This is a genomic window from Janthinobacterium sp. TND4EL3, from assembly GCF_900156175.1.
Lineage (GTDB): Bacteria > Pseudomonadota > Gammaproteobacteria > Burkholderiales > Burkholderiaceae_D > Janthinobacterium.
Genome location: NZ_FTMV01000009.1, coordinates 1 through 18865, shown reverse-complemented (window position 1 = coordinate 18865; position 18865 = coordinate 1). Strand labels below are relative to the sequence as shown.

The following is an 18865-nucleotide window of genomic DNA, read 5'->3' as shown; positions in this document are numbered from 1 at the left end:
ATGCCGCCGCACGCGGCCTTGCGACAATTCGCCGTTGCCGGCGACATGCTGGAAGTGGGCGGCATGCCCTTGCGCCGCCTGGCCCAGCGCGTGGGCGGCACGCCGTTCTATGCCTACGAGCGCGGCCACATCGTGCGCCGCGTGGCCGAACTGCGCGCCGCCTTGCCTTCCGGCGTGCATCTGCATTACGCCATGAAGGCCAATCCCATGCCGGCCGTCGTGCAGCTGCTGGCGGCGCTGGTGGACGGCATCGACGTGGCCTCGGGCGGCGAACTGGCGACGGCGCTCGACACGCCCATGCCTGCCGAACGCATCAGTTTTGCGGGGCCGGGCAAGAGCGAGGCGGAACTGGCGCGCGCCGTGGCGGCGGGCGTGCTGATCAATATCGAGTCCGGCGCCCAGCTGGAAAGGACGGCGCTGGCCAGCGAACGGCTGGGCGTGACGGCGCGCGTGGCCGTGCGCGTCAATCCCGATTTCGCGCTGCGCCGCACGGGCATGCGCATGGGCGGCGGCGCGCAGCCGTTCGGCGTCGACGCGGCCCTGGTGCCGGCCTTGCTGGGCCGTATCGGCCAGCTGGGCCTGGATTTTCACGGCTTTCACATTTACGCCGGGTCGCAAAGCCTGTCGGCGGCGGCCCTGGCCGAGGCACAGGCCCACAGCGTGCGCCTGGCCCTGGAGCTGGCCGACAGTGCGCCGTCGCCCTTGCGCGTGCTCAATATCGGCGGCGGCTTCGGCGTACCGTATTTTCCCGGCGAGCAGGCGCTGGACCTGGCGCCCGTGGCCGAAGGCTTGCAGGCCCAGCTGGCCATCGTGCGGGCGGCCGCGCCCGGCGCACGGCTGAACCTGGAACTGGGCCGCTACCTGGTGGCCGAAGCGGGCATCTATGTGTGCAAGGTGCTCGAACGCAAGGCGTCGCATGGGCAAGTATTTTTAGTGACGGACGGCGGCTTGCACCATCACCTGGCCGCCTCCGGCAATTTTGGCCAGCTGATCCGCAAGAATTACCCGGTCGCCATCGGCAACCGCCTGCATGCGGGGCCGCGCGAAGTGGCGTCCGTCGTGGGACCGCTGTGCACGCCGCTGGACTTGCTGGCCGACCAGATGGAGATGGCGCGCGCGCACGAGGGCGACCTGGTGGTGGTGTTCCAGTCGGGCGCCTACGGTTTGACGGCCAGCCCGACGGCCTTCCTCGGCCACCCCTTGCCGGCCGAGGTGCTCGTATGAGCGGCCTGTGCGGTTGGATGGCCCGCTGCGGCGCCGTGCCCGAGCCTGCCGCCGCCCCCCCTGTCACACCCGAGGCCGTGCTGGCGCGCATGGCCGCGCCCCTGTCGCGCTTTGACGGCGCGCCGTTGGCCCTGGACGCTGGCGACACGGGCGCCGTGGCCGTGGCCGCCATCGACGGCAGCCGCCACCTGTACCAGCAGGATGGCTTGCAGGTGGCCATCTGGGGCCGGCCCATGCTGCACGGTTCGGCGGACGACGTGGCGGGCCGCCTCGCTTCCCTGTGGCTGAGCCGGGGCGTGGCCGCCTGCGCCTGCCTCTCGGGGCCTTTCTGCTTGGCCATCCTCGACGCCTTTTCCGGCTCGGCCGTGCTGGCCGTGGACCGGGCCGGCATCCACCCGCTCTGCTATGCCAGCAATGCGCAGGGCCTGTTCTTCGCCTCCTCGCTCGATGCCTTGCTGGCCCATCCGTCCGTGCGCGCCGCGCTCGACCCGCAAGCCCTGTACCATTATCTGTACCACCACATGGTGCCCGGACCGGGCACGGCCTATGTGGGCCAGCAGCGGCTGCTGCCCGGCGAATACCTGCACGTGCGCGCCGGGCGCCGCTACAGGGGCAGTTACTGGCAGCTGGAATTCCAGGAACGCGCGTATGCGCGCACGCGCGCGAGTTTTGCCATCAAGCAGCAGGAATTCCTGCGCCTCCTGCGGCTGTCCGTGGAAAGCAGCCTGGGCGGCGATAGCGGCGGCACGGGCGCCTTCCTCAGCGGCGGCACCGACAGTTCCACCCTGGCCGCCATCGTGGGCCAGGTGACGGGCCGCCCCGCGCGCACGTATTCGATCGGCTTCGACGCGCCCGGCTACGACGAGATGGCGTATGCGCGCCTGGCCGCCAGCCACGCGGGCAGCATCCACCACGAGCGCTACGTGACGCCAGGCGACGTGCTGGCCGCCATCCCCGCCATGGCGGCCGCCTTCGACCAGCCCTTCGGCAACGCCTCGGCCATTCCCGCCTTCTACTGCGCGCAGATGGCGCGCGAGGATGGCGTGATCCGCCTGCTGGGCGGCGACGGCGGCGACGAATTGTTTGGTGGCAATGAACGCTATGCGCGCCAGGCCCTGCTGTCGCAGTACGGGCGCCTGCCGGCCATGCTGCGCCAGGCCGTCATCGAACCGCTGCTGTTGCGCGAACGCGCGGGCAAGCCGTGGCGCCTGGCCGGCAAGGCGCGCCGCTACATCGAACAGGCCAGCCTGCCGTTGCCGGCCCGCCTGGACAGCCACAACCTGCTGCTGTGCCATGGCTACCGCGCGGTGCTGGAAGACGGCTTCATCGACACCATCGATCCCGGCATGGCGGCCGGCTGCCTGAATGGCGCGTACTGGGAGCGGCAAGGCCAGGGTTTGAGCCAGATCAATGAACTGCTGGCGCTGGACATGCGTTTTACCCTGGCCGACAACGACCTGGTCAAGGTGCGCACGGCGTGCGAGCTGGCCGGCGTGGAAGCGGCGTTTCCCTTCCTGCACGACGCGATGGTGGCGTTTGCCGCGCGCCTGGCGCCCCAGGACAAGCTCGACGGCATGCGCCTGCGGCCGTTTTTCAAGCGGGCGCTGGCGGACATCCTGCCGCCGGCCATCGTGCGCAAGAAAAAGCACGGCTTTGGCCTGCCGTTCGGCCTGTGGCTGCACCGCCATGCGCCGCTGCGCGACTTCGCCTTCGATAACCTGGCCCAGCTGCGCCGGCGCGGCATCGTGCGGCCCGCCTTCATCGACGACCTGCAGTGCCGGCTGCTGGCGCAGCACCCGGCCTACCACGGCACCATGGTGTGGCTGCTGATGATGCTGGAACAGTGGCTCAGCCACCACCCGGCGGCGCTGGGCGCGCTGGCCGGCGGTTTTGCCGCAAGCGCCACAGAAACGCCAGCCGTCCTCGATCCCACGGCGTAAAGCGGGGCAGCTGCAGCAGGTCCAGCCCCGCGCCGGGGCGGGCCACGCCCCAGTCCGTCGCGACGGCCGCCGTGAAGCCGAGGCTGCGCACCATCGCCACGTGGGAAGCGCCGTAATCGCGGCCCGCCTTGCCGTTCGGATAGGCAAACAGCGTGACGGGCGCCTGTATCAGGCTTTCCAGCTGCCGCTTGCCGTGGGCGATGTCGCGCCGCGCGGCGCCGTCGGACAGGGTGGCCAGGATGGGGTGGCTGGCCGTGTGCGCGCCCAGGCCCATGCCGGCCGCCTGCAGCTGGCGCAGCTGCGCCGTGCTGAGCATGGCCGATGGTCCCGCCTCCGCGCCCGCCTGGCGGCGGATCTGCAGGGCCAGCTGCTGGCGTTGGGAAAATGGCAGGTATTTGAGCTGGCCCAGCAGGGTGGCGATGGCCGTTTGCCGCTGCGCCAGGCTGGCGACGGGCAGGCGGTCCAGCCCGAGTTCCCGCAAGTCCAGCCGGGGACCGGGCGCATGGCGCACGCCCTCGATCACCGCGTCGTTCCACATCCGGCCGCCATCGAGGTAGCCCGTGGCGATAAAAAACGTGGCGTGCAGGCCGTGTTTCAGCAGCAGGGGCAGGGCCACCTGCGCATTGTCCGCGTAGCCGTCGTCAAACGTGATGCAGGCGGCGCGCGCGGGCAGGCTGCCATCCTGCAGGCGCTGCACGGCTTCGGCCAGCGGCAGCGGCGCATAAAAACGCTTTAGCAGGCGCAGCTGGCGCTCGAACAGGACCGCATCGACTTCGCCGGGAAACAGGGCGTCGGGCCGCGCCAGCACGCGGTGGTAGATCAGGATGGACAGTGCCGCCGTCATGGCTGCTCCGCGACGGCGGCGCCGGACTTGGCTTGGCGCGGCGTGGGTGCCGGCGCGCGCAATGCGCGCTCGACAACGATGCGCGTGGCGATCAGGGCCGCCATCAGGTAGTACGGCATGTCGAAATACAGCAGGCTGAGGAAGGCGCCGCCCACGGCAAAGCCGATCAGGCTGGCCTGGCTCATGGTGGCCAGGCCGTGCGCCCAGCGCAGCTCGGCCTGGCCCCGCGTCAGGCGGATGATGGCCGACGCCGTGCGCCACGTGGCGATGCCCAGCGCCAGGTAGATCAGCAAGCCGACGAAGCCGTGTTCGCCCAGGGCCTGGAAATAGATGCTGTGCGCCGCGTGCACGTCCATGGGGTTGGGCGCGTAGCGGGCGAAGATGGCGCCGTCGGACACATCGAAGCCGCCGCCGGGAAAGCGGTCGCGCGCCAGGTTCCACGCCATGCGCCACGCATTCAGGCGGCCCATGGCGGAACTGTCTTCCTCATAGGTATTGATGGTGTCCATGCGTTCGGCCCAGCGCTCGGGCATGAAGGCCAGCAGCAGCGGCGTGACCAGGCCCAGCAGCGCGCCCAGTACCAGCTTGCGCCCGCTTTTCAGCCACATGAACAGGACCATGGCGGCAATGGCCAGCAGCGCCCCGCGCGAATACGAGCCCAGCGCGGCCAGCGCCGACAGCAGCATGGCCGCCGACAAGCCGTGGCGCAGCCAGCGCCTGTCGCTGTTTTGCTGCAGATAATACATGAGGGGAATCGTGATGATCAGGGCCAGGGCCAGTGAATTGTTATCTCCAATAAACGTTTCTTCCGGCCCCCACACGCGCTCCGTGCCGCCGCTGCGGATGGTGAAGATGCCGCCTTTGACGCCGTAATAGCCGATCGAGCCCACCAGCACCCAGATCAGGCGCGCGATGTCGCGCCGCGTGCGTATCACCATCATGATCACAAAGCTCATCAGCATGATCTTCATGACCTTGTTCCACTGCACCCACGACGAGTCGGGCAGCAGCGCAAACAGGGCCGTGACATTCATCCAGGCAACGAACAGCAGCAGCAGCACGCTGACGGGCGTGAGGGGTAGGCTTTTCGGTTCGCGCGTCATCACGAGGCTGAGCATGGTGGCGATGGCGATGATGAAGGCGAACGGCAAGTGCGTGGCAAAGCCCCACGCCTGCGTGTGCGGGTTCATCACGCTGACCCACACCCACATCAGGCCGCCGATGGCCGGCGACTTCAGGATGAAGGGCAGGGAACCCAGGATGATGATGGTTATCAAGATGTCGCGCATGACAGGGGACGCTCCTGGTTGTGCCCGCATGGTATTGATGCCTGTCAACGGGCTGGCGGGCAGGCTGGGTACACTGGATCAACACGGTTTCGTACAAAGTTTTGTCATGGTAAGACGAAGGAGGCTTGTCCTTGTTGACCGTTCTCATGGCGACCTACAATGGCGCCGGCACCTTGCCCCAGGTCTTGCGCGCCTACACGGGCTTGCGTCCGCCCGCGGGCGGCTGGCGCCTCGTCATCGCCGACAATGGCAGCAGCGACGCCACGGCCCGTATCATCGACGCCTTCCGCGGCCGGCTGCCCTTGAGTTGCGTCCACGTGGCGCGGCGCGGCCGCAGCCCCGCCCTGAACGGGGCTGTCGAGCACGCCTTGCGCTGCAGCGGCGACGGTGCCGAGCTGTTCGTCTTCGGCGACGACGACGCCATGCCCGCGCCGGACTGGCTGTGCCGCCTGCAGGACTGCGCGCGCGCTCATCCCGGTTACGGCCTGTTCGGCGGCGCCATCGTGCCCGCCTGGCGGGAACGGCCGGCCGACTGGCTGCTGCGCCTGACCCCCGTGGGCCTGACGTGGGGCATCACCAGCCCCGATTTGCGCGACGGCCCCGTGTATCCGGGCCTCGCCTGGGGCGCCAACATGGCGATACGCCGCCGCCTGTTCGAGGCGGGCGCCCGCTATGACGAAAGCATCGGCCCGCAGGGCAACAGCTACGCCATGGGCAGCGAAACCAAGCTGAACCTGGAAATTTACCGCTCCGGCAACCCTTCCTGGTTCTGTCCGGCAGCCAGGGTGGCGCACATCATCCGCGTGCAGCAGGTGCGGCGCGCCTGGATACTGCGCCGTTCCTTCCTGTTTGGCCGGGGCCAGTGCCGCCTCGTCGTCCCGGCGCCCAGCGTGGAATGGCTGGGCGTGCCGCGCTGGATGCTGGGCCGCTACCTGCGCGACGGCGCGGCCCGCGCGCGCGCCTGGCTGCGGGGCGACCGCGAAACGCTGTTCCTGCGCAGCTGGGAAATGGCCGCGCTGCGCGGCTACTTCCATGAAGCGTGGCGCGGCCGCCGAAAGCGTTTGCCGCGCGTCGTCATCACCAGCTATTCCGGCGAGTTGGGCGGCATGGAGCTGCGCATGGCGCAAGAGGCGACGATACTGGGCGCAAACGGTTATGACAGCGTGCTGGGACTGCGGCGCTTTCCCGGTCTTGCCGCATGGATGCAAGGCTTGCGCGCACAGAAGCTGCAGGTGCGCGTGTATGAGCCGCCGCTGTTCGTCGAGCACTGGGCGTGGCGGCGCTGGAACCTGCTGCGCGCCCGGCTCACGGGCGCCTGGCGCCTGCGCCGCCTGCGGCCGGACCTGGTGCACGTGGCGTTCTGCTGGACGACGTATGGCGCCTCCATCCTGTGGCTGGCGCATCAGTGCCGCCTGCCGGCCGTCATCAGCGTGCACAACGCGTTTCCCCCGGAACCGTTCAGCGCCTGGCAGCAGCCGCTGCTGCAGGAAGCGTTCCGCAGCGTAAAGGGCGTGTATGCCGTGTCGGCCTCGGCCATGAAGCATTTCCTCGACCTGTACCGTGGCATGCTGGCGCCGCAGACGCGGCTGGCCGTGATCCCGAACGGCGTCGATACGGACACGTTCACCGTCTCGCCCGAGCGCAAAGCGCTGGCGCGCAAGCAGCTGGGCTTGCCGCCGGACGCCCTGGTGATCGGCTCGGTGGCCAGGCTGTCGGCGCAAAAGCGTCCGCAGGCGCTGCTGGCCCTGTTCGCGCGGCTGGCGCCGCAGTTTCCCAACTTGTATTTAGTGTTGGTGGGCACGGGCCCGCTGGAAGGACGGCTGCGGCTGCAGGCGCAGCAATCGGGATGGCAGGACAGAATCGTGTTTGCCGGCTTCCGGCAGCGCGTCGAGCTGCTGATGCCGGCCTTCGACCTGCACCTGCTGCTGAGTAAAAACGAGGGTTTCGGCATCGCCACCATCGAGGCCATGGCGTGCGGCGTGCCGGCCGTGGGCACGGACGTGCCGGGCACCCATGACATCCTGCACGACAGCGAAGGGGGGCTGCTGCTGCCGCCCGGCGACGGGGATGCCGCCTGCCAGGCCGTGGCGGACCTGCTGCGCGACCCGGCGCGGCGGCAGCGCATGGGACGCCAGGCCCGCCTGGAAGCGCTACAGCATTATTCCATGCAACGGCTGGAGCAGCAGCTGCGCCAGTTCTATGCCGGTCTCGTGTAGCACCTGGAGCTTGCCCGGATGAACGCCACGCGCCATTCCTTCTTCTTTTCCTTCGCCGAGAAGTACACGGTGCTGCTGCTGGGCATAGTTGCCACGATGATCCTGTCGCGCCTGCTGACGCCGGCCGAGGTGGGCGTGTATTCGCTGGGCGCCGTGCTCGTGGCCATGGCCCAGGTGGTGCGCGATTTTGGCGTGGGCCAGTATCTGATCCAGGAAAAGACCCTGACGACGGAAAAATTGCGCGCCGCCCTGGCCACCAGCCTGGCGGTGGCCTGGCTGCTGGCGGCGCTGGTGCTGGCCGCCAGCGGGCCGCTCGCGCGTTTCTATGAAGAACCGCGCCTGCAACTGGTGCTGCAACTGCTGTCGATCAACTTCCTGCTGATCCCGTTCAGCGCGCTGACCTTGCCCTTGCTGCGCCGGCAACTGCGCTTTCGCGCCATCTATGCGATCAACGCGGCCAACAGCGTCACCAACCTGCTGGTGGGCGTGAGCATGGCCCTGCTGGGCCACAGTTACATGAGCCTGGTGGCGGCCGTGTTGGCCGGTTCCACGGCTTCGCTGCTGACCAGCCTCGTCGTGCGCCCGCGCGAACTGCCGTGGCTGCCGGGACGGCGCGGCATCAGGTCCATCATTGCCTTCGGCGCCTACGCGACGGGCGGCGGGCTGGTGGACGAGGCGGGCGTGGTGGCGCCGGACCTGGTGATCGGCAAGATGATCGATATCGAAAGCCTGGCCCTCTTCGGCAAGACGCAAAGCATGCTGAGCATTTTTAACCAGGCCATCACCAGCGCCATCTCGCCCGTCGTGTTTCCCCTGTTCGCGGCGCGCGACCGCGAGGCGGGCGGGGCGGGGCCCGTGTATGTGCGCACGGTCAGCTATATGACGGCGCTGGCCTGGCCCTTTTTCCTGTTTCTCGCCTGTATGGCTTTGCCTTTGGTCAAAGTGTTGTATGGCCCGCAATGGAGCGCCTGTACGCCCTTGATACGCATCATGTGCCTGTCCTCGGCCGTGTATAGCATGTTCAGCATGGCCCGCTACCTGTTCGTGGCGACGGGCCAGATGCGCGTGCAGGCCCGGCTCGACGCGTGGGCGGGCGGGCTGAAGGTGGCGGCGCTGCTGCTGGCGGCGCCGTTCGGGCTGGTGGCGGTGGCCTGGGCCGTCGTGTTCAGCACCCTCGTGCGCAGCTGGCTGATCTACGGCTGCCTGCGCCGCTTCAGCAATCTCGACTGGCGCGTGCTGCTGCCTGTCCTGCGCAAGAGCCTGGCCCTGTGCGCGATCAGCAGTCCGCCGCCGCTGTGCATGCTGCTGTGGATGCCGGCCGACATGCCGCACGCCATTCCGCTGCTGGCGCTGGCGGGCACGGCGCTGGCCACCTTGCTGTGCTGGATCGCCGGGATTTTTCTGTTGAAACATGACATCGCGGCCGAGTTTCTGTTGTTGCAACGCAAGCTGGCAAGCCGCTGGCCGGCTGCCAAATCACCGCTGTGAGGCGCCGCCGCCGGCGCACGCCCGAAAGGATGACCATGCGTGTCGGTATCTTGTCCTATCCCATGCTGTTCCAGCGCGACGGCGGCCTGCAGATCCAGGTGCGCGAAACCATCGCCGCCCTGAACCGCCTGCAAGCGAACCCGGCCAGGCCGCTCGAGGTGCAGCTGGTCGACGCCAACCACGAGCGGCTGGCCGATTTCGACCTGCTGCACGTGTTTTCGGCGAGCAATGGCACCTACCGCATCCTGGAAACGGCCACCGAGCTGGGCGTGCCCGTGGTGCTGTCGCCGCTGATGGCGCCCAGCTGGAACCGCGCCAGCGCCTGGCGCGCGCGGCTGGCCGACCGGCTGGCGGGGCGGCTGACGGACTGGATGGTGCAGACGAGCTATGCGCAGACGCGGCGCGCCCTGCAGCTGGCCAGGATCGTCATCGCGCTGGGCGAGGCCGAGCGCGACGCCCTCGTGCAGGGTTTCGGCTTGCCGGCCCAGGCCATCCGCGTCTTGCCGAACGGGATCAACCCGCATTTCTTTTCGGCCAATGGCGACCTGTTCCTGCGCGAGACGGGCATCGCCGGGCCTTTCGTGCTGATGGTGGGCAGCATTTCACCATATAAGAACCAGCTGGGCCTGGCCAGGGCGCTGACGGGCGCCGGCCTGCCACTCGTGCTGATCGGCGCCGCGCCGCGCGAACAGCAGGCCTATCTGCAGCAATTGCTGGACTTGCAGCATGTCAGGTGGCTCGGTGCGCTCGACCATGCCGACCCGCTGCTGGCCAGCGCCTACCATGCGGCGGCCGTGGCGGCCCTGCCCAGCCAGGGCGAAGTGTTTCCGCTCTCCGTGCTCGAAGCGCTGGCGGCCGGCACGCCCGTCGTCATGACGTCGCAAAGCGCGCTCGACTTGCCCGATTCCGCGTTTGCGCTGCGCAAGGTGGGCTGGGACGACGGCGCCGCGCAGCGCCAGGCCATCCACGAACTGCTGGCGCTGGCCCCCGAGCGCGCGCGCGTGCGGGCGCTGGTGCAGCGCTTTACGTGGGAAAGGGTGGCGGCGCAGATCGCCGATTATTACTACCAGGCGCAGTCCTTGCCCGCCAGGAGGCAGCATGCTGTTTAATTCCTTCGCCTTCCTGTTCGCCTACCTGCCCGTCGTGCTGGCCGGCTATTTTTTGCTGGACCGCTGGGCACCTGCCGCCAGCGCATCCGCCAGTTGGCGCCGTCTGGCACACGCCACTTGGCTGGCGCTGGCCTCGCTGTTCTTCTATGCCTGGTGGGACGTGCGCTACCTGCCGCTGCTGCTGGCCTCGATCTGCGTCAACTACGGCGCCGGGCGCCTGCTGGGCGCCAGCGCGGGCGCGGCCCGCCAGCGCGTGCTGGTGGCGGCGCTGGCGCTGAACCTGGGCTTGCTCGCCTACTACAAATATGCGAATTTCTTCATCGACAGCGTGAACGCCGTCGCCCAGGCCGCCGGGGCCGATGCCGCCAGCCTGCCGTGGCACGGTCTGGCCATCATCCTGCCGATCGGCATCTCGTTCTTTACCTTCACGCAGATCGCCTTCCTCGTCGATTGCTACCGGGGCGAAGTGCGCGAGTACCGCTTCATCCATTACGTGCTGTTCGTCAGCTACTTTCCCCACCTGATCGCCGGCCCCGTGCTGCACCACCGCGACATGATGCCGCAGTTCGCCAACCCCGCCAACGCCCGCCCGCGCGCGGCCAACTTCGCCATCGGCCTGTCGATTTTTACGATTGGCCTGGCAAAGAAGGTGCTGATCGCCGACAACCTGTCGCCGCTGGCCATCCCCGTCTTCGCGGCCGGCGCCCAGCCGACCCTGATCGAGGCCTGGATCGGCGTGCTGGCCTACACCTTCCAGCTGTATTTCGATTTTTCCGGCTATTCGGACATGGCCATCGGCCTGTCGCGCCTGTTCGGCGTGAAATTGCCGCTGAACTTCAATTCGCCGTACAAGGCGGCCAATATCGCGGACTTCTGGCGCCGCTGGCACATGACCTTGTCGCGTTTCCTGCGCGACTATCTGTATATCCCGCTGGGCGGCAGCCGCCACGGCGAGGCCATGCGCTACCGCAACCTGATGCTGACCATGCTGCTGGGCGGCCTGTGGCATGGGGCCGGCTGGACCTTCGTCATCTGGGGCGGCTTGCACGGCCTGTACCTGGTGCTGCAGCAGGCGTGGCAGCGCGCGTTCGGCGCGGCGCCGGGGTACTGCCGGCTGCGCTGGTGGCCCGCTTGGTGGTCCACCTTGTTGACCTTTCTTGCCGTGATGCTGGCCTGGATCTTCTTCCGCGCGCCCGACGTGGCCACGGCCTGGGATATCACCGGCGCGCTCGTGGGGGCGAACGGCGTGAGCCTGCCGCGCGGCCTGGCCAGCCACGCGTCCAGCCTGGCGCAATGGGGCTGGAAGCCCGGATTCGACGGCATCCGCTGGATCGAACTGGCCGGTCCCGGCTTGCCCGTGCTGCTGGGGGCCATGCTGCTGGCCTTCAAGGCGCCGAATACGCAAGAAATTTTCTTTCTCTACGAGCCTGCCATTGAAAGAATCTTTCAGCCTGCGGGGCGCTGGGCCTTCAGCTGGCGCCCCACACCCCGCTGGAGCGTGGGCCTGGCCGCGCTGTTCGTCGCCTGCATCTTCGGCATGAACCGGGTCACGGAATTTCTCTATTTCCAGTTCTGACCATGGACGCCGCCGCCCGCCGCTATCTTGCCTGCTTCCTCGCCTGCGTTGGCCTGGCGCTGGGCGCCGTCTCGCTGCTGAATTACCAGGTCGATCCCTACCTGCTGCACCAGTGGGACAGTCCCTTGCTGCAGCGTCCGCGCCAGATCAATGAAAAGCTCGGTGCCTGGGCCAAGACCTATGCCGTGGCGCGCTACCGGCCGGCCGTCATCTACATCGGCAACTCGCGCACGGAAATGGGCTTGCCGACCAGCGTGCGCGCCCTGTTCGACGGCAAGCGCGTGTTCAACAGCGCCGTGTCCGGCGCCTCGGTCGGCGACGCCATCCGCCTGGCCGAACATGCGGCCAGGGTCAGCCATGTCGAGACCATGGTGTGGGGCATCGACGCGCCCACCTTTTCCCTGGAGATGGGGGCGGCGCGCGTGGAGGACAGCCTGACGGGGGCAGGGCGCGCCTTTTTTGCCCGGCGCGCCCTCGTCAACCTGCAGCGCGGCCTGACCGTGGACATGACGCAGGACAGCCTGCGCATCCTGACCGGCCATGCGGGCGATACCTGCCGCTCCAGCCTGGCCGTGTACGGCCAGCGCGACGAGAGCTGCACCCGCAAGGGCATCGCGCACTGGCTCGGCACCAGCGACGCCATCCCCGTGCGGCTGCAGGAATTCGGCGATGGCGCGGGGCCGACGCCGCCGTCGACACCGGCGCTCGACGCCAGCATCGGCAAGCTGTGCCGTGGCGCCATGCGCCTGCGCCTGTACATCAACCCCACGCACGCGCTGACCTTGTACGCGCTGCACTGGCGCGGCAAGTGGGAGGCCATGCAGGCCTGGCAGCGCACCCTGGTGCACATCGCCGAGCGCCACCGCCAGCGTGGCTGCGACGTGCGCCTGGTTGATTTTTCCGGTTTCAACAGCATCACGACGGAAGCGACCCCGCTCGTCAGCGGCAAGCCCGACATGCATTATTACTGGGAAGTGTCGCATTACCGGGACAACGTGGGCCGCCTGATCCTCGCGCGCCTGTTCGGCGGCGGCACGCCGGTGCCCGCCGATTTCGGCGTGGAGCTGACGCCAGCCAACGTCGCCGTCCACCAGGCGGCCACGCGTGCCGCGCGCGACCGCTACCGCGCGGAGCACGCGCGCGAAACGGCCTACGCGCAGCAGGTGCTGGACGGGCCTTTGATCCGACGTTGAACGTCCTTTCTCAACTTCCAATTCTGCTTATGGACACTTCCGCCCGCCGCTACCTCGCCATCTTCCTTGCCTGCGCGCTGGCCGCGCTGGCCCTGATTTCCGCCGTGAATTACCGCGTCGATCCGTACTTGCTGCATCAGTGGGACAGCCCGCTGCTGCAGCGGTTGCGGCCGACGACAGAAAAACTCAGCGTGTGGGGCAAGACCTATGCCGTGGCGCGCTACCGGCCCGCCATCGTCTACATCGGCAATTCGCGCACGGAAATGGGCTTGCCCACCAGGGTGCGCGCCTTGTTCGATGGCAAGAGCATCTTCAACAGCGCCGTCTCGGGCGCCTCGATCGGCGAAGCCATGCGCCTGGCCGAGCACGCTGCCAGGGTCAGCCATGTCGACACCATGGTGTGGGGCATTGACGCGCCTTCGTTCTCGCTGGAACTGGGTACGGCCGGCGTGGAGCCGGGCTTGACGGATCCCGGCCCCGCATTTTTCGCGCGGCGCGCCTTGCTCAACATCAAGCGCGGCCTAACCGTCGACATGACGCGCGACACCTGGCGCATCCTCAGCGGCACCTACGACGGCGTTTGCCTGTCCAGCCTGGCCCTGGACGGCCAGCGCGACGAGTCCTGCCTCACCAGTCGCCACCGTACCTGGACGGGCACGGCGCGCGCGTTCACGCCGCGGCTGCAGGAATTCGGCGACGGCCTGGGGCCGACGGCGCCCGCGCTGCAAGCCTTCGATGCCAGCGTCGGCAAGCTGTGCCGGGGCGGCACGCACTTGCGCCTGTACATCAATCCCACGCACGCGCTCACGCTCGACGCCCTGTACTGGCGCGGCAAGTGGGACGCCATGGAAACCTGGCAGCGCGACCTGGCGCAACTGGCGCAGCGCTACCGCAGCGAAGGCTGCGACGTGCGCGTGTACGATTTTTCCGGCTTCAACAGCATCACCAGCGAGCCTATCCCGCAGGTGACGGGCATGCGCGAAATGCGTTATTACTGGGAAGCATCGCATTACCGCGACAACGTGGGCCATTTCATCCTGGCGCGCCTGTTCGGCGGCGCCGTGCCGGTGCCGGCCGATTTCGGCGTCGAGCTGACGCCGGCAAGCATCGCGGCCCACCACGCGGCCATGCGCGCCGCGCGCGAACGCTACCACGCGCAGCACGCCGAGGAAACGGCCTACCTGCGCCACGTGCTGACCTTGCCGCGCGAGCCCAAATAGGCGAGTACGGGGCCAGGCGTACGCCGGGAAGCAGGGCGCTTGCGCTATGATGATGTTTTGCCATTCAGCAAGTTCCAGGACGCCCCATGAAAATCGCCTTCTTCGCCAGCCAGCCCTACGACCGCCGCTTCTTCGACGAAGCCTTGCCGTCCCAGCCCGACGCCGCCGGCATCGAACTGGTCTACCACAGCGCCTTGCTGAGCCAGGAAACCGTGGTGCTGGCGCAAGGCGCGCATGCCGTCTGCGTCTTCGTCAACGACGTGCTCGACGCGCCCGTGCTCGAAGCGCTGCACGGCTACGGCGTGCGCGCCATCTTGCTGCGCTGCGCCGGCTACAACAACCTCGACCTGGAAGCGGCCAAACGCCTGGGCCTGTTCGTTGCCCGCGTGCCCGCCTACTCGCCGGAAGCCGTGGCCGAATACACCTTGGCCCTGGTGCAGACCCTGAACCGCCACACGCACCGCGCCTACGCCCGCGTGCGCGAAGGCAATTTCTCGCTCGACGGCTTGCTCGGTTCCACCTTGCACGGCAAGACCGTGGGCATCGTCGGCACGGGCAAGATCGGCCTGGCCACGGCGCGCATTTTCAAGGGTTTCGGCTGCACGGTGCTGGGCCACGACCCATATCCGGCGCCCGCGTTCGCGCAGCTGGGCACGATGGTGGAATTGCCGCAATTGCTGGCCGAATCCGACATCGTCTCGCTGCATTGCCCGCTGATGGAGAGCACGCGCCACATGATCAGCGAAGCAACCTTGCCGCTGATGAAGAAGGGCGCCATGCTGGTGAATACCTCGCGCGGCGGCCTGATCGACACGGGCGCCGTCATCGAGGCGCTCAAATCGCGCCAGCTGGGCTCCCTGGCCATCGACGTCTACGAACAGGAAAGCAATCTGTTCTTCCAGGACCGCTCGTCCGACATCATCGACGACGACATCTTCCAGCGATTGATGACCTTCCCGAACGTGCTGGTGACGGGCCACCAGGGTTTCTTTACCATCGAAGCGCTGCGCGAAATCGCCGCCATCACGTATCACAACCTGGCGTGCTTCCGTGAAGGCAAGGCGTGCGAGAACAGCGTACTAGCTGCTTGATGCCGGTTTCCTGGGCTTGGGCGGCGGCTTGGGTTTCGGCTGCGGCAAGGCATCGGCCGTGCGCCGCGCCAGCTGGGACAACCAGTCGCGCTCGTCCCACAGCCCGCCATCGATGAGGAAATACGGCTTGGCTTGCGGGTAGGGCGGCGCTTCCTGCAGCGTGCCTTGCGCGCCGATCCAGGCACGGCCCGCATCCGTCGGCTTGATGAAGAGCATGTCGTCGGCGACGATGGCGAACATCTTGCCGTCGCAATACAGGCCGTACTCGCCAAACATCTTTTTCGCGCTGACGCTGCCCGCGCCCGCCATCTGGTCGAGCAGAAAATCCACCGTGCCTTGCTGTGATGCCATATTGTTCTCCGTAGGAAGCAATAGTGTAGCGCACTGGCCAGGACAGGCGGGCGCGGCTACACTATCGCCATTATTTATTTTGCATTAGCTGCCATGCCACCCCAACACATTATTCACCGCGGCATCACCATCGCCACCCTGGCCGCCGGCCAGCCGGTTGAAACCCATTGCGCGCCGGGCCAGACGGCCATCCGCGAGCAGGGCGACGGCTGGTGGCTGTATTTTGTCGACGAGGACGGCACGGTCGACGGCTACGACAGCCCGTTCGCCAGCCACGCCGAGGCGCTGCGGGCGGCGAAGGCCGCGGCCGAGTTCAGCGCGCAATGAAGGCCAGTCCCTGGGCTTTCCTGGGCTTGCCGCAAGCGCCCGTGCCGGAAGCGGAGAGCGCGGAGTACGGCGCCTGCCGGGCCGACCTGCACGGCAAGCGCCTGGTCCTGCGCGTGGCGAAAACCACGCCGACGAAAACCGGCCAGTTCGTCACCGTCTGGAAGCGCCCCCATCCCGACGCCGACATCGCCCCGCTCGATGAGGCCGACCCCGTCGATGCCGTCGTCATCGCCGTGTCCGACGGCGACGGCGCGCGGCACGGCTTCTTCATCTTTTCCCGCGCCGTGCTGCTGGAACGGGGCGTGATGTCGCGCGCGGGCACTGGCGGCAAGCGCGCGCTGCGCGTGTACCCGCCGTGGTGCGCGCCGGAAGCGCCCCAGGCGCGGCGCACGCAGCGCTGGCAGGGGGAATGGTTTGTGGCGGCGGGGGATCACCGAAGGCTGGAACAGCTGCTGGAGCAGTGATTGTTGCCGTCTACCGTTGCATGTCTCCGCGCCTTGCTGGCGTGTCAGAACGCCTTGAAAAACCGGGTTCCGGGAGCGCCAGCGCTGACTTCAGCCGGCAACGATAGCAGCCGGCCAGTAGCCGGCCCAAGCAATTGCGCGAGAACCATTTCCATCTAATTTCCATCTATCTGGCCAGTTTGCCTTCTGTCCCTCTGTTCGAGCGGCCCGTCGCATGGCTGTCAAGCGGTGAAAAATCACAGCGTATTGTTAAGCCTTTATTATCATGAGCGGCGGGTACGACGCTGCCAACCAAGGGGAAATCATGCAGAAACCGATAGGCCTGATATGTGCGCTCGTATTTGCCGTGAGTGCCGCGGTCAATGTCCAGGCAAGCACGCTTGACCAGCTCGTTCGCGCTTACGCTGAACAGCGCAACTTTAGCGGCGTAGTGCTGGTCGCGCGCGATGGCCAGCCCATTTACCAGGCCGCTTTTGGCATGGCACAGCCGCAATGGAAGGTGGCGGTCACCGACGATAGCGTATTTCGTATCGGTTCACTCAGCAAGCCGCTCACTGCGACCTTGATCATGCGGCTCGCGGAGATCGGCCGTATCAACCTGGATGAAACCGTTGGCACCTACCTTCCCGCCGCGTATGCGGGTACTGGCGCGGGGAAAATAACGGTGCGACAGCTGCTGTCACATACGTCCGGCTTGGCCGATCTGCCATCTCGCTACACCGATCCATTCTGGAGCAGGGATGCACGCCGTCATTACACGCCCAAAGAATTCGCAAGCGAATGGATTCCTGGTGTATTGGCAAGCGAACCCGGGACCTGGCGCTACAACAACAACGGCTATTACTTGCTCGGAATGATAGTGGAAGCGGCCACCGGGAAAAGCTATGCCGAGAATATGAAACAATATATCTTTGCACCGGCGGGCATGCAGGACAGCGGTGTCTTCGATGGCCGCACAATTATCGCGAAACTCGCACAGGGAACCGTCCAGGCCGACGATGGCACGCGCGTACTGCCCTCGTATATCGATCCATCCGTATCTTATTCCGCGGCGGGCCTATATGCGACGGCGCTCGACCTGGTGCGCTTTGACGCTGCGCTGGCCGGTGGCCGCCTGCTCAACCAGACGTCCCAGCGCGAGATGTTTGCCAATAGAGGCAAGGGCTATGGTTACGGCTGGGAGGTCGAGGACTGGGCCGTACGAAAAGACACGCCACTTCCCGTTGTTCTGCATACGGGAAGCGTCCCTGGCTACCAGAGCATATTTGTGCGCTCCTTATCCGATCATGTGGCGATCGTCATTCTTGACAATGCCTGGCAGGGAGCGACGGTGGTCGCGATGGCAAGAGACATTGCCGACCTTGTGCACGGCAAACCGGTAGCCTTGCCGCGACGCAGCCTGCAGGCTGCCCTCAGTCCGATCTTGTTTCGCGAGGGCCTGGATGCAATGCGTGCCGCCTACATCCGCTTGGGAGCACGCGAGTCCACAACATACGATGTAAGCGAATCTGCACTCAACGCTTTTGGCTATAGCCTGTTGCGCAAGAACCAGCCGGAAGCCGCTATCGAAGTCTTTCGCTGGAATGCGGAAGCCTATCCCCTTAGCCATAACGTCCACGATAGTTTGGCTGAAGCCCTGCTGGCATCGGGAGACCGCGAAGGCGCTCGCGCCGGCTACGCCAAGGTATTGGCCTTGGATCCAGGCAATCGCCACGCGGCTGAAGAACTGGAAAAGCTCCGGCACACAAATCCCTGAGCAATGTCCGCTTCGGGACGTAACCTGGCTACGACGGGAATCGACCAGAAGCGGACAACTGATGCTCCCCCTTCATTACTCAATTTAAGTATGCCAAGTTAGGTAAAAAGACACTGGGACGTGACTAGAGGTGACAGGTACGATGCATGGGGCACGTCCTGGTGGTACTTTGAAGCCGATGGTGCGGGCTGGGTTACGCGACAAATTGAACAGTACGATTCTGGTCCGCTGCTTTGCTATAGTACCGAGAATGAGAGCGACGAATTTGGCGGCATATCAGAAAAACCTCTCGATTTATCAGAGCCAGGGTACAGTGCGATTTCCCATCAAGAGTTCGAATCAATCTGGATAGCCGCGTAGTGCTTCCGTTATCGGCCAGGAGCAGCCATTGGAAACGACGGTCATTAGATCCGGATTCCAAACCGCAAAAGAGCTCGGACTTGAATCTTGGCTTGATGAAATGGGCATTGATTAAGTGCGCAGAAAAGGATAGCAGAAGGACGCTGTCGTCCAACTGCGGACATTCTATTGGATGCATCATTAACGGAAATAACCATGCATGAAGTTATGTTTGGCAGGCTGAAACCGCCTGTGAGCGTATGGTCGCCTGGATTCCCGCAAATCGGCTTTCTGAAAAATATCATCACCGGCCCCAACATTGAAATCGGCGATTGTACCTATTTGTCAAGACCCGCTTGATTATAAACACGCTTAACGAATAATTCCGGCTTTTTCGCCTGCCATTTCTTCATCGCCTGAATCGGCGTTTCGTTATTC

Annotated in this window: 15 protein-coding genes; 12 read left to right on the top strand and 3 right to left on the bottom strand. The window is 66.3% G+C overall.

Annotated features, from left to right (window positions below; all coding sequences use genetic code 11):
- Together BXA07_RS15140 and BXA07_RS15135 are read left to right on the top strand one after the other, a co-directional pair.
- Positions 1 to 1224: a pyridoxal-dependent decarboxylase, exosortase A system-associated gene (locus tag BXA07_RS15140; protein WP_139335612.1), complete on the top strand. Its 1224-nt coding sequence runs from the start codon at positions 1 to 3 to the stop codon at positions 1222 to 1224.
- The gene (locus BXA07_RS15135) at positions 1221 to 3164 is read left to right on the top strand and encodes an asparagine synthetase B family protein (protein WP_076568747.1); all 1944 of its coding nucleotides are present in this window, start codon (positions 1221 to 1223) and stop codon (positions 3162 to 3164) included. The genes BXA07_RS15140 and BXA07_RS15135 overlap by 4 nt, the downstream gene beginning before the upstream one ends.
- Here the strand turns inward: BXA07_RS15135 and BXA07_RS15130 are convergent.
- Both BXA07_RS15130 and BXA07_RS15125 read right to left on the bottom strand, forming a co-directional pair.
- Positions 3073 to 4008 carry a polysaccharide deacetylase family protein gene (locus BXA07_RS15130; RefSeq protein WP_076568746.1) on the bottom strand — a complete coding sequence of 312 codons (936 nt, stop codon included), beginning with the start codon at positions 4006 to 4008 and terminating at the stop codon, positions 3073 to 3075. The two genes, BXA07_RS15135 and BXA07_RS15130, sit on opposite strands and share 92 nt — an antisense overlap.
- On the bottom strand, positions 4005 to 5297 hold the full coding sequence (locus BXA07_RS15125) for a putative O-glycosylation ligase, exosortase A system-associated (RefSeq protein ID WP_076568745.1): 1293 nt from the start codon (positions 5295 to 5297) through the stop codon (positions 4005 to 4007). The genes BXA07_RS15130 and BXA07_RS15125 overlap by 4 nt, the downstream gene beginning before the upstream one ends.
- Before the next feature lie 131 nt (positions 5298 to 5428).
- On the opposite strand from BXA07_RS15125, the gene BXA07_RS15120 reads away from it, so the two are divergent.
- The 7 genes from BXA07_RS15120 to BXA07_RS15090 all read left to right on the top strand — a co-directional run bounded on the left by BXA07_RS15120 (position 5429) and on the right by BXA07_RS15090 (position 15190).
- On the top strand, positions 5429 to 7513 hold the full coding sequence (locus BXA07_RS15120; protein ID WP_244556288.1) for a glycosyltransferase: 2085 nt from the start codon (positions 5429 to 5431) through the stop codon (positions 7511 to 7513).
- An 18-nt stretch (positions 7514 to 7531) separates the two neighbouring features.
- Complete coding sequence (locus BXA07_RS15115) at positions 7532 to 9001, top strand: lipopolysaccharide biosynthesis protein (RefSeq protein WP_076568743.1); 1470 nt, start codon at positions 7532 to 7534, stop codon at positions 8999 to 9001.
- 35 nt (positions 9002 to 9036) lie between these two features.
- Positions 9037 to 10110, top strand: coding sequence for a glycosyltransferase (locus BXA07_RS15110; protein WP_076568916.1), 1074 nt, complete (start codon positions 9037 to 9039; stop codon positions 10108 to 10110).
- Positions 10100 to 11686: an MBOAT family O-acyltransferase gene (locus BXA07_RS15105; RefSeq protein WP_076568742.1), complete on the top strand. Its 1587-nt coding sequence runs from the start codon at positions 10100 to 10102 to the stop codon at positions 11684 to 11686. The genes BXA07_RS15110 and BXA07_RS15105 overlap by 11 nt, the downstream gene beginning before the upstream one ends.
- Before the next feature lie 2 nt (positions 11687 to 11688).
- Positions 11689 to 12879 (top strand): hypothetical protein, encoded by a 1191-nt coding sequence (locus BXA07_RS15100; RefSeq protein WP_076568741.1) that lies wholly within the window; start codon positions 11689 to 11691, stop codon positions 12877 to 12879.
- A gap of 29 nt (positions 12880 to 12908) precedes the next feature.
- Positions 12909 to 14099 carry a hypothetical protein gene (locus BXA07_RS15095; RefSeq protein WP_076568740.1) on the top strand — a complete coding sequence of 397 codons (1191 nt, stop codon included), beginning with the start codon at positions 12909 to 12911 and terminating at the stop codon, positions 14097 to 14099.
- An 86-nt stretch (positions 14100 to 14185) separates the two neighbouring features.
- Positions 14186 to 15190 carry a 2-hydroxyacid dehydrogenase gene (locus tag BXA07_RS15090; protein WP_076568739.1) on the top strand — a complete coding sequence of 335 codons (1005 nt, stop codon included), beginning with the start codon at positions 14186 to 14188 and terminating at the stop codon, positions 15188 to 15190.
- Here BXA07_RS15090 and BXA07_RS15085 read toward each other — a convergent pair.
- Complete coding sequence (locus BXA07_RS15085) at positions 15179 to 15541, bottom strand: TfoX/Sxy family protein (RefSeq protein WP_076568738.1); 363 nt, start codon at positions 15539 to 15541, stop codon at positions 15179 to 15181. The genes BXA07_RS15090 and BXA07_RS15085 overlap by 12 nt on opposite strands.
- Before the next feature lie 93 nt (positions 15542 to 15634).
- Between BXA07_RS15085 and BXA07_RS15080 the strand changes: the two genes are divergently transcribed.
- The 3 genes from BXA07_RS15080 (at position 15635) to BXA07_RS15070 (ending at position 18088) form a co-directional block, all read left to right on the top strand.
- The gene (locus BXA07_RS15080; protein ID WP_076568737.1) at positions 15635 to 15868 is read left to right on the top strand and encodes a hypothetical protein; all 234 of its coding nucleotides are present in this window, start codon (positions 15635 to 15637) and stop codon (positions 15866 to 15868) included.
- Complete coding sequence (locus tag BXA07_RS15075; protein WP_076568736.1) at positions 15865 to 16332, top strand: MepB family protein; 468 nt, start codon at positions 15865 to 15867, stop codon at positions 16330 to 16332. The genes BXA07_RS15080 and BXA07_RS15075 overlap by 4 nt, the downstream gene beginning before the upstream one ends.
- Before the next feature lie 304 nt (positions 16333 to 16636).
- Positions 16637 to 18088 (top strand): serine hydrolase domain-containing protein, encoded by a 1452-nt coding sequence (locus BXA07_RS15070; protein ID WP_170909669.1) that lies wholly within the window; start codon positions 16637 to 16639, stop codon positions 18086 to 18088.
- The last annotated feature ends 777 nt before the right edge of the window (positions 18089 to 18865 follow it).

What these genes read in the sequence shown, in the direction of transcription:
- BXA07_RS15125 (WP_076568745.1), bottom strand. Translation starts at nt 5,297, where the DNA reads ATGCGCGACATCTTGATAACCATCATCATCCTGGGTTCCCTGCCCTTC.
- BXA07_RS15070 (WP_170909669.1), top strand. Translation starts at nt 16,637, where the DNA reads ATGCAGAAACCGATAGGCCTGATATGTGCGCTCGTATTTGCCGTGAGT.
- BXA07_RS15075 (WP_076568736.1), top strand. Translation starts at nt 15,865, where the DNA reads ATGAAGGCCAGTCCCTGGGCTTTCCTGGGCTTGCCGCAAGCGCCCGTG.
- BXA07_RS15115 (WP_076568743.1), top strand. Translation starts at nt 7,532, where the DNA reads ATGAACGCCACGCGCCATTCCTTCTTCTTTTCCTTCGCCGAGAAGTAC.
- BXA07_RS15110 (WP_076568916.1), top strand. Translation starts at nt 9,037, where the DNA reads ATGCGTGTCGGTATCTTGTCCTATCCCATGCTGTTCCAGCGCGACGGC.
- BXA07_RS15130 (WP_076568746.1), bottom strand. Translation starts at nt 4,008, where the DNA reads ATGACGGCGGCACTGTCCATCCTGATCTACCACCGCGTGCTGGCGCGG.
- BXA07_RS15080 (WP_076568737.1), top strand. Translation starts at nt 15,635, where the DNA reads ATGCCACCCCAACACATTATTCACCGCGGCATCACCATCGCCACCCTG.
- BXA07_RS15100 (WP_076568741.1), top strand. Translation starts at nt 11,689, where the DNA reads ATGGACGCCGCCGCCCGCCGCTATCTTGCCTGCTTCCTCGCCTGCGTT.
- BXA07_RS15140 (WP_139335612.1), top strand. Translation starts at nt 1, where the DNA reads ATGCCGCCGCACGCGGCCTTGCGACAATTCGCCGTTGCCGGCGACATG.
- BXA07_RS15085 (WP_076568738.1), bottom strand. Translation starts at nt 15,541, where the DNA reads ATGGCATCACAGCAAGGCACGGTGGATTTTCTGCTCGACCAGATGGCG.
- BXA07_RS15090 (WP_076568739.1), top strand. Translation starts at nt 14,186, where the DNA reads ATGAAAATCGCCTTCTTCGCCAGCCAGCCCTACGACCGCCGCTTCTTC.
- BXA07_RS15095 (WP_076568740.1), top strand. Translation starts at nt 12,909, where the DNA reads ATGGACACTTCCGCCCGCCGCTACCTCGCCATCTTCCTTGCCTGCGCG.
- BXA07_RS15105 (WP_076568742.1), top strand. Translation starts at nt 10,100, where the DNA reads ATGCTGTTTAATTCCTTCGCCTTCCTGTTCGCCTACCTGCCCGTCGTG.
- BXA07_RS15135 (WP_076568747.1), top strand. Translation starts at nt 1,221, where the DNA reads ATGAGCGGCCTGTGCGGTTGGATGGCCCGCTGCGGCGCCGTGCCCGAG.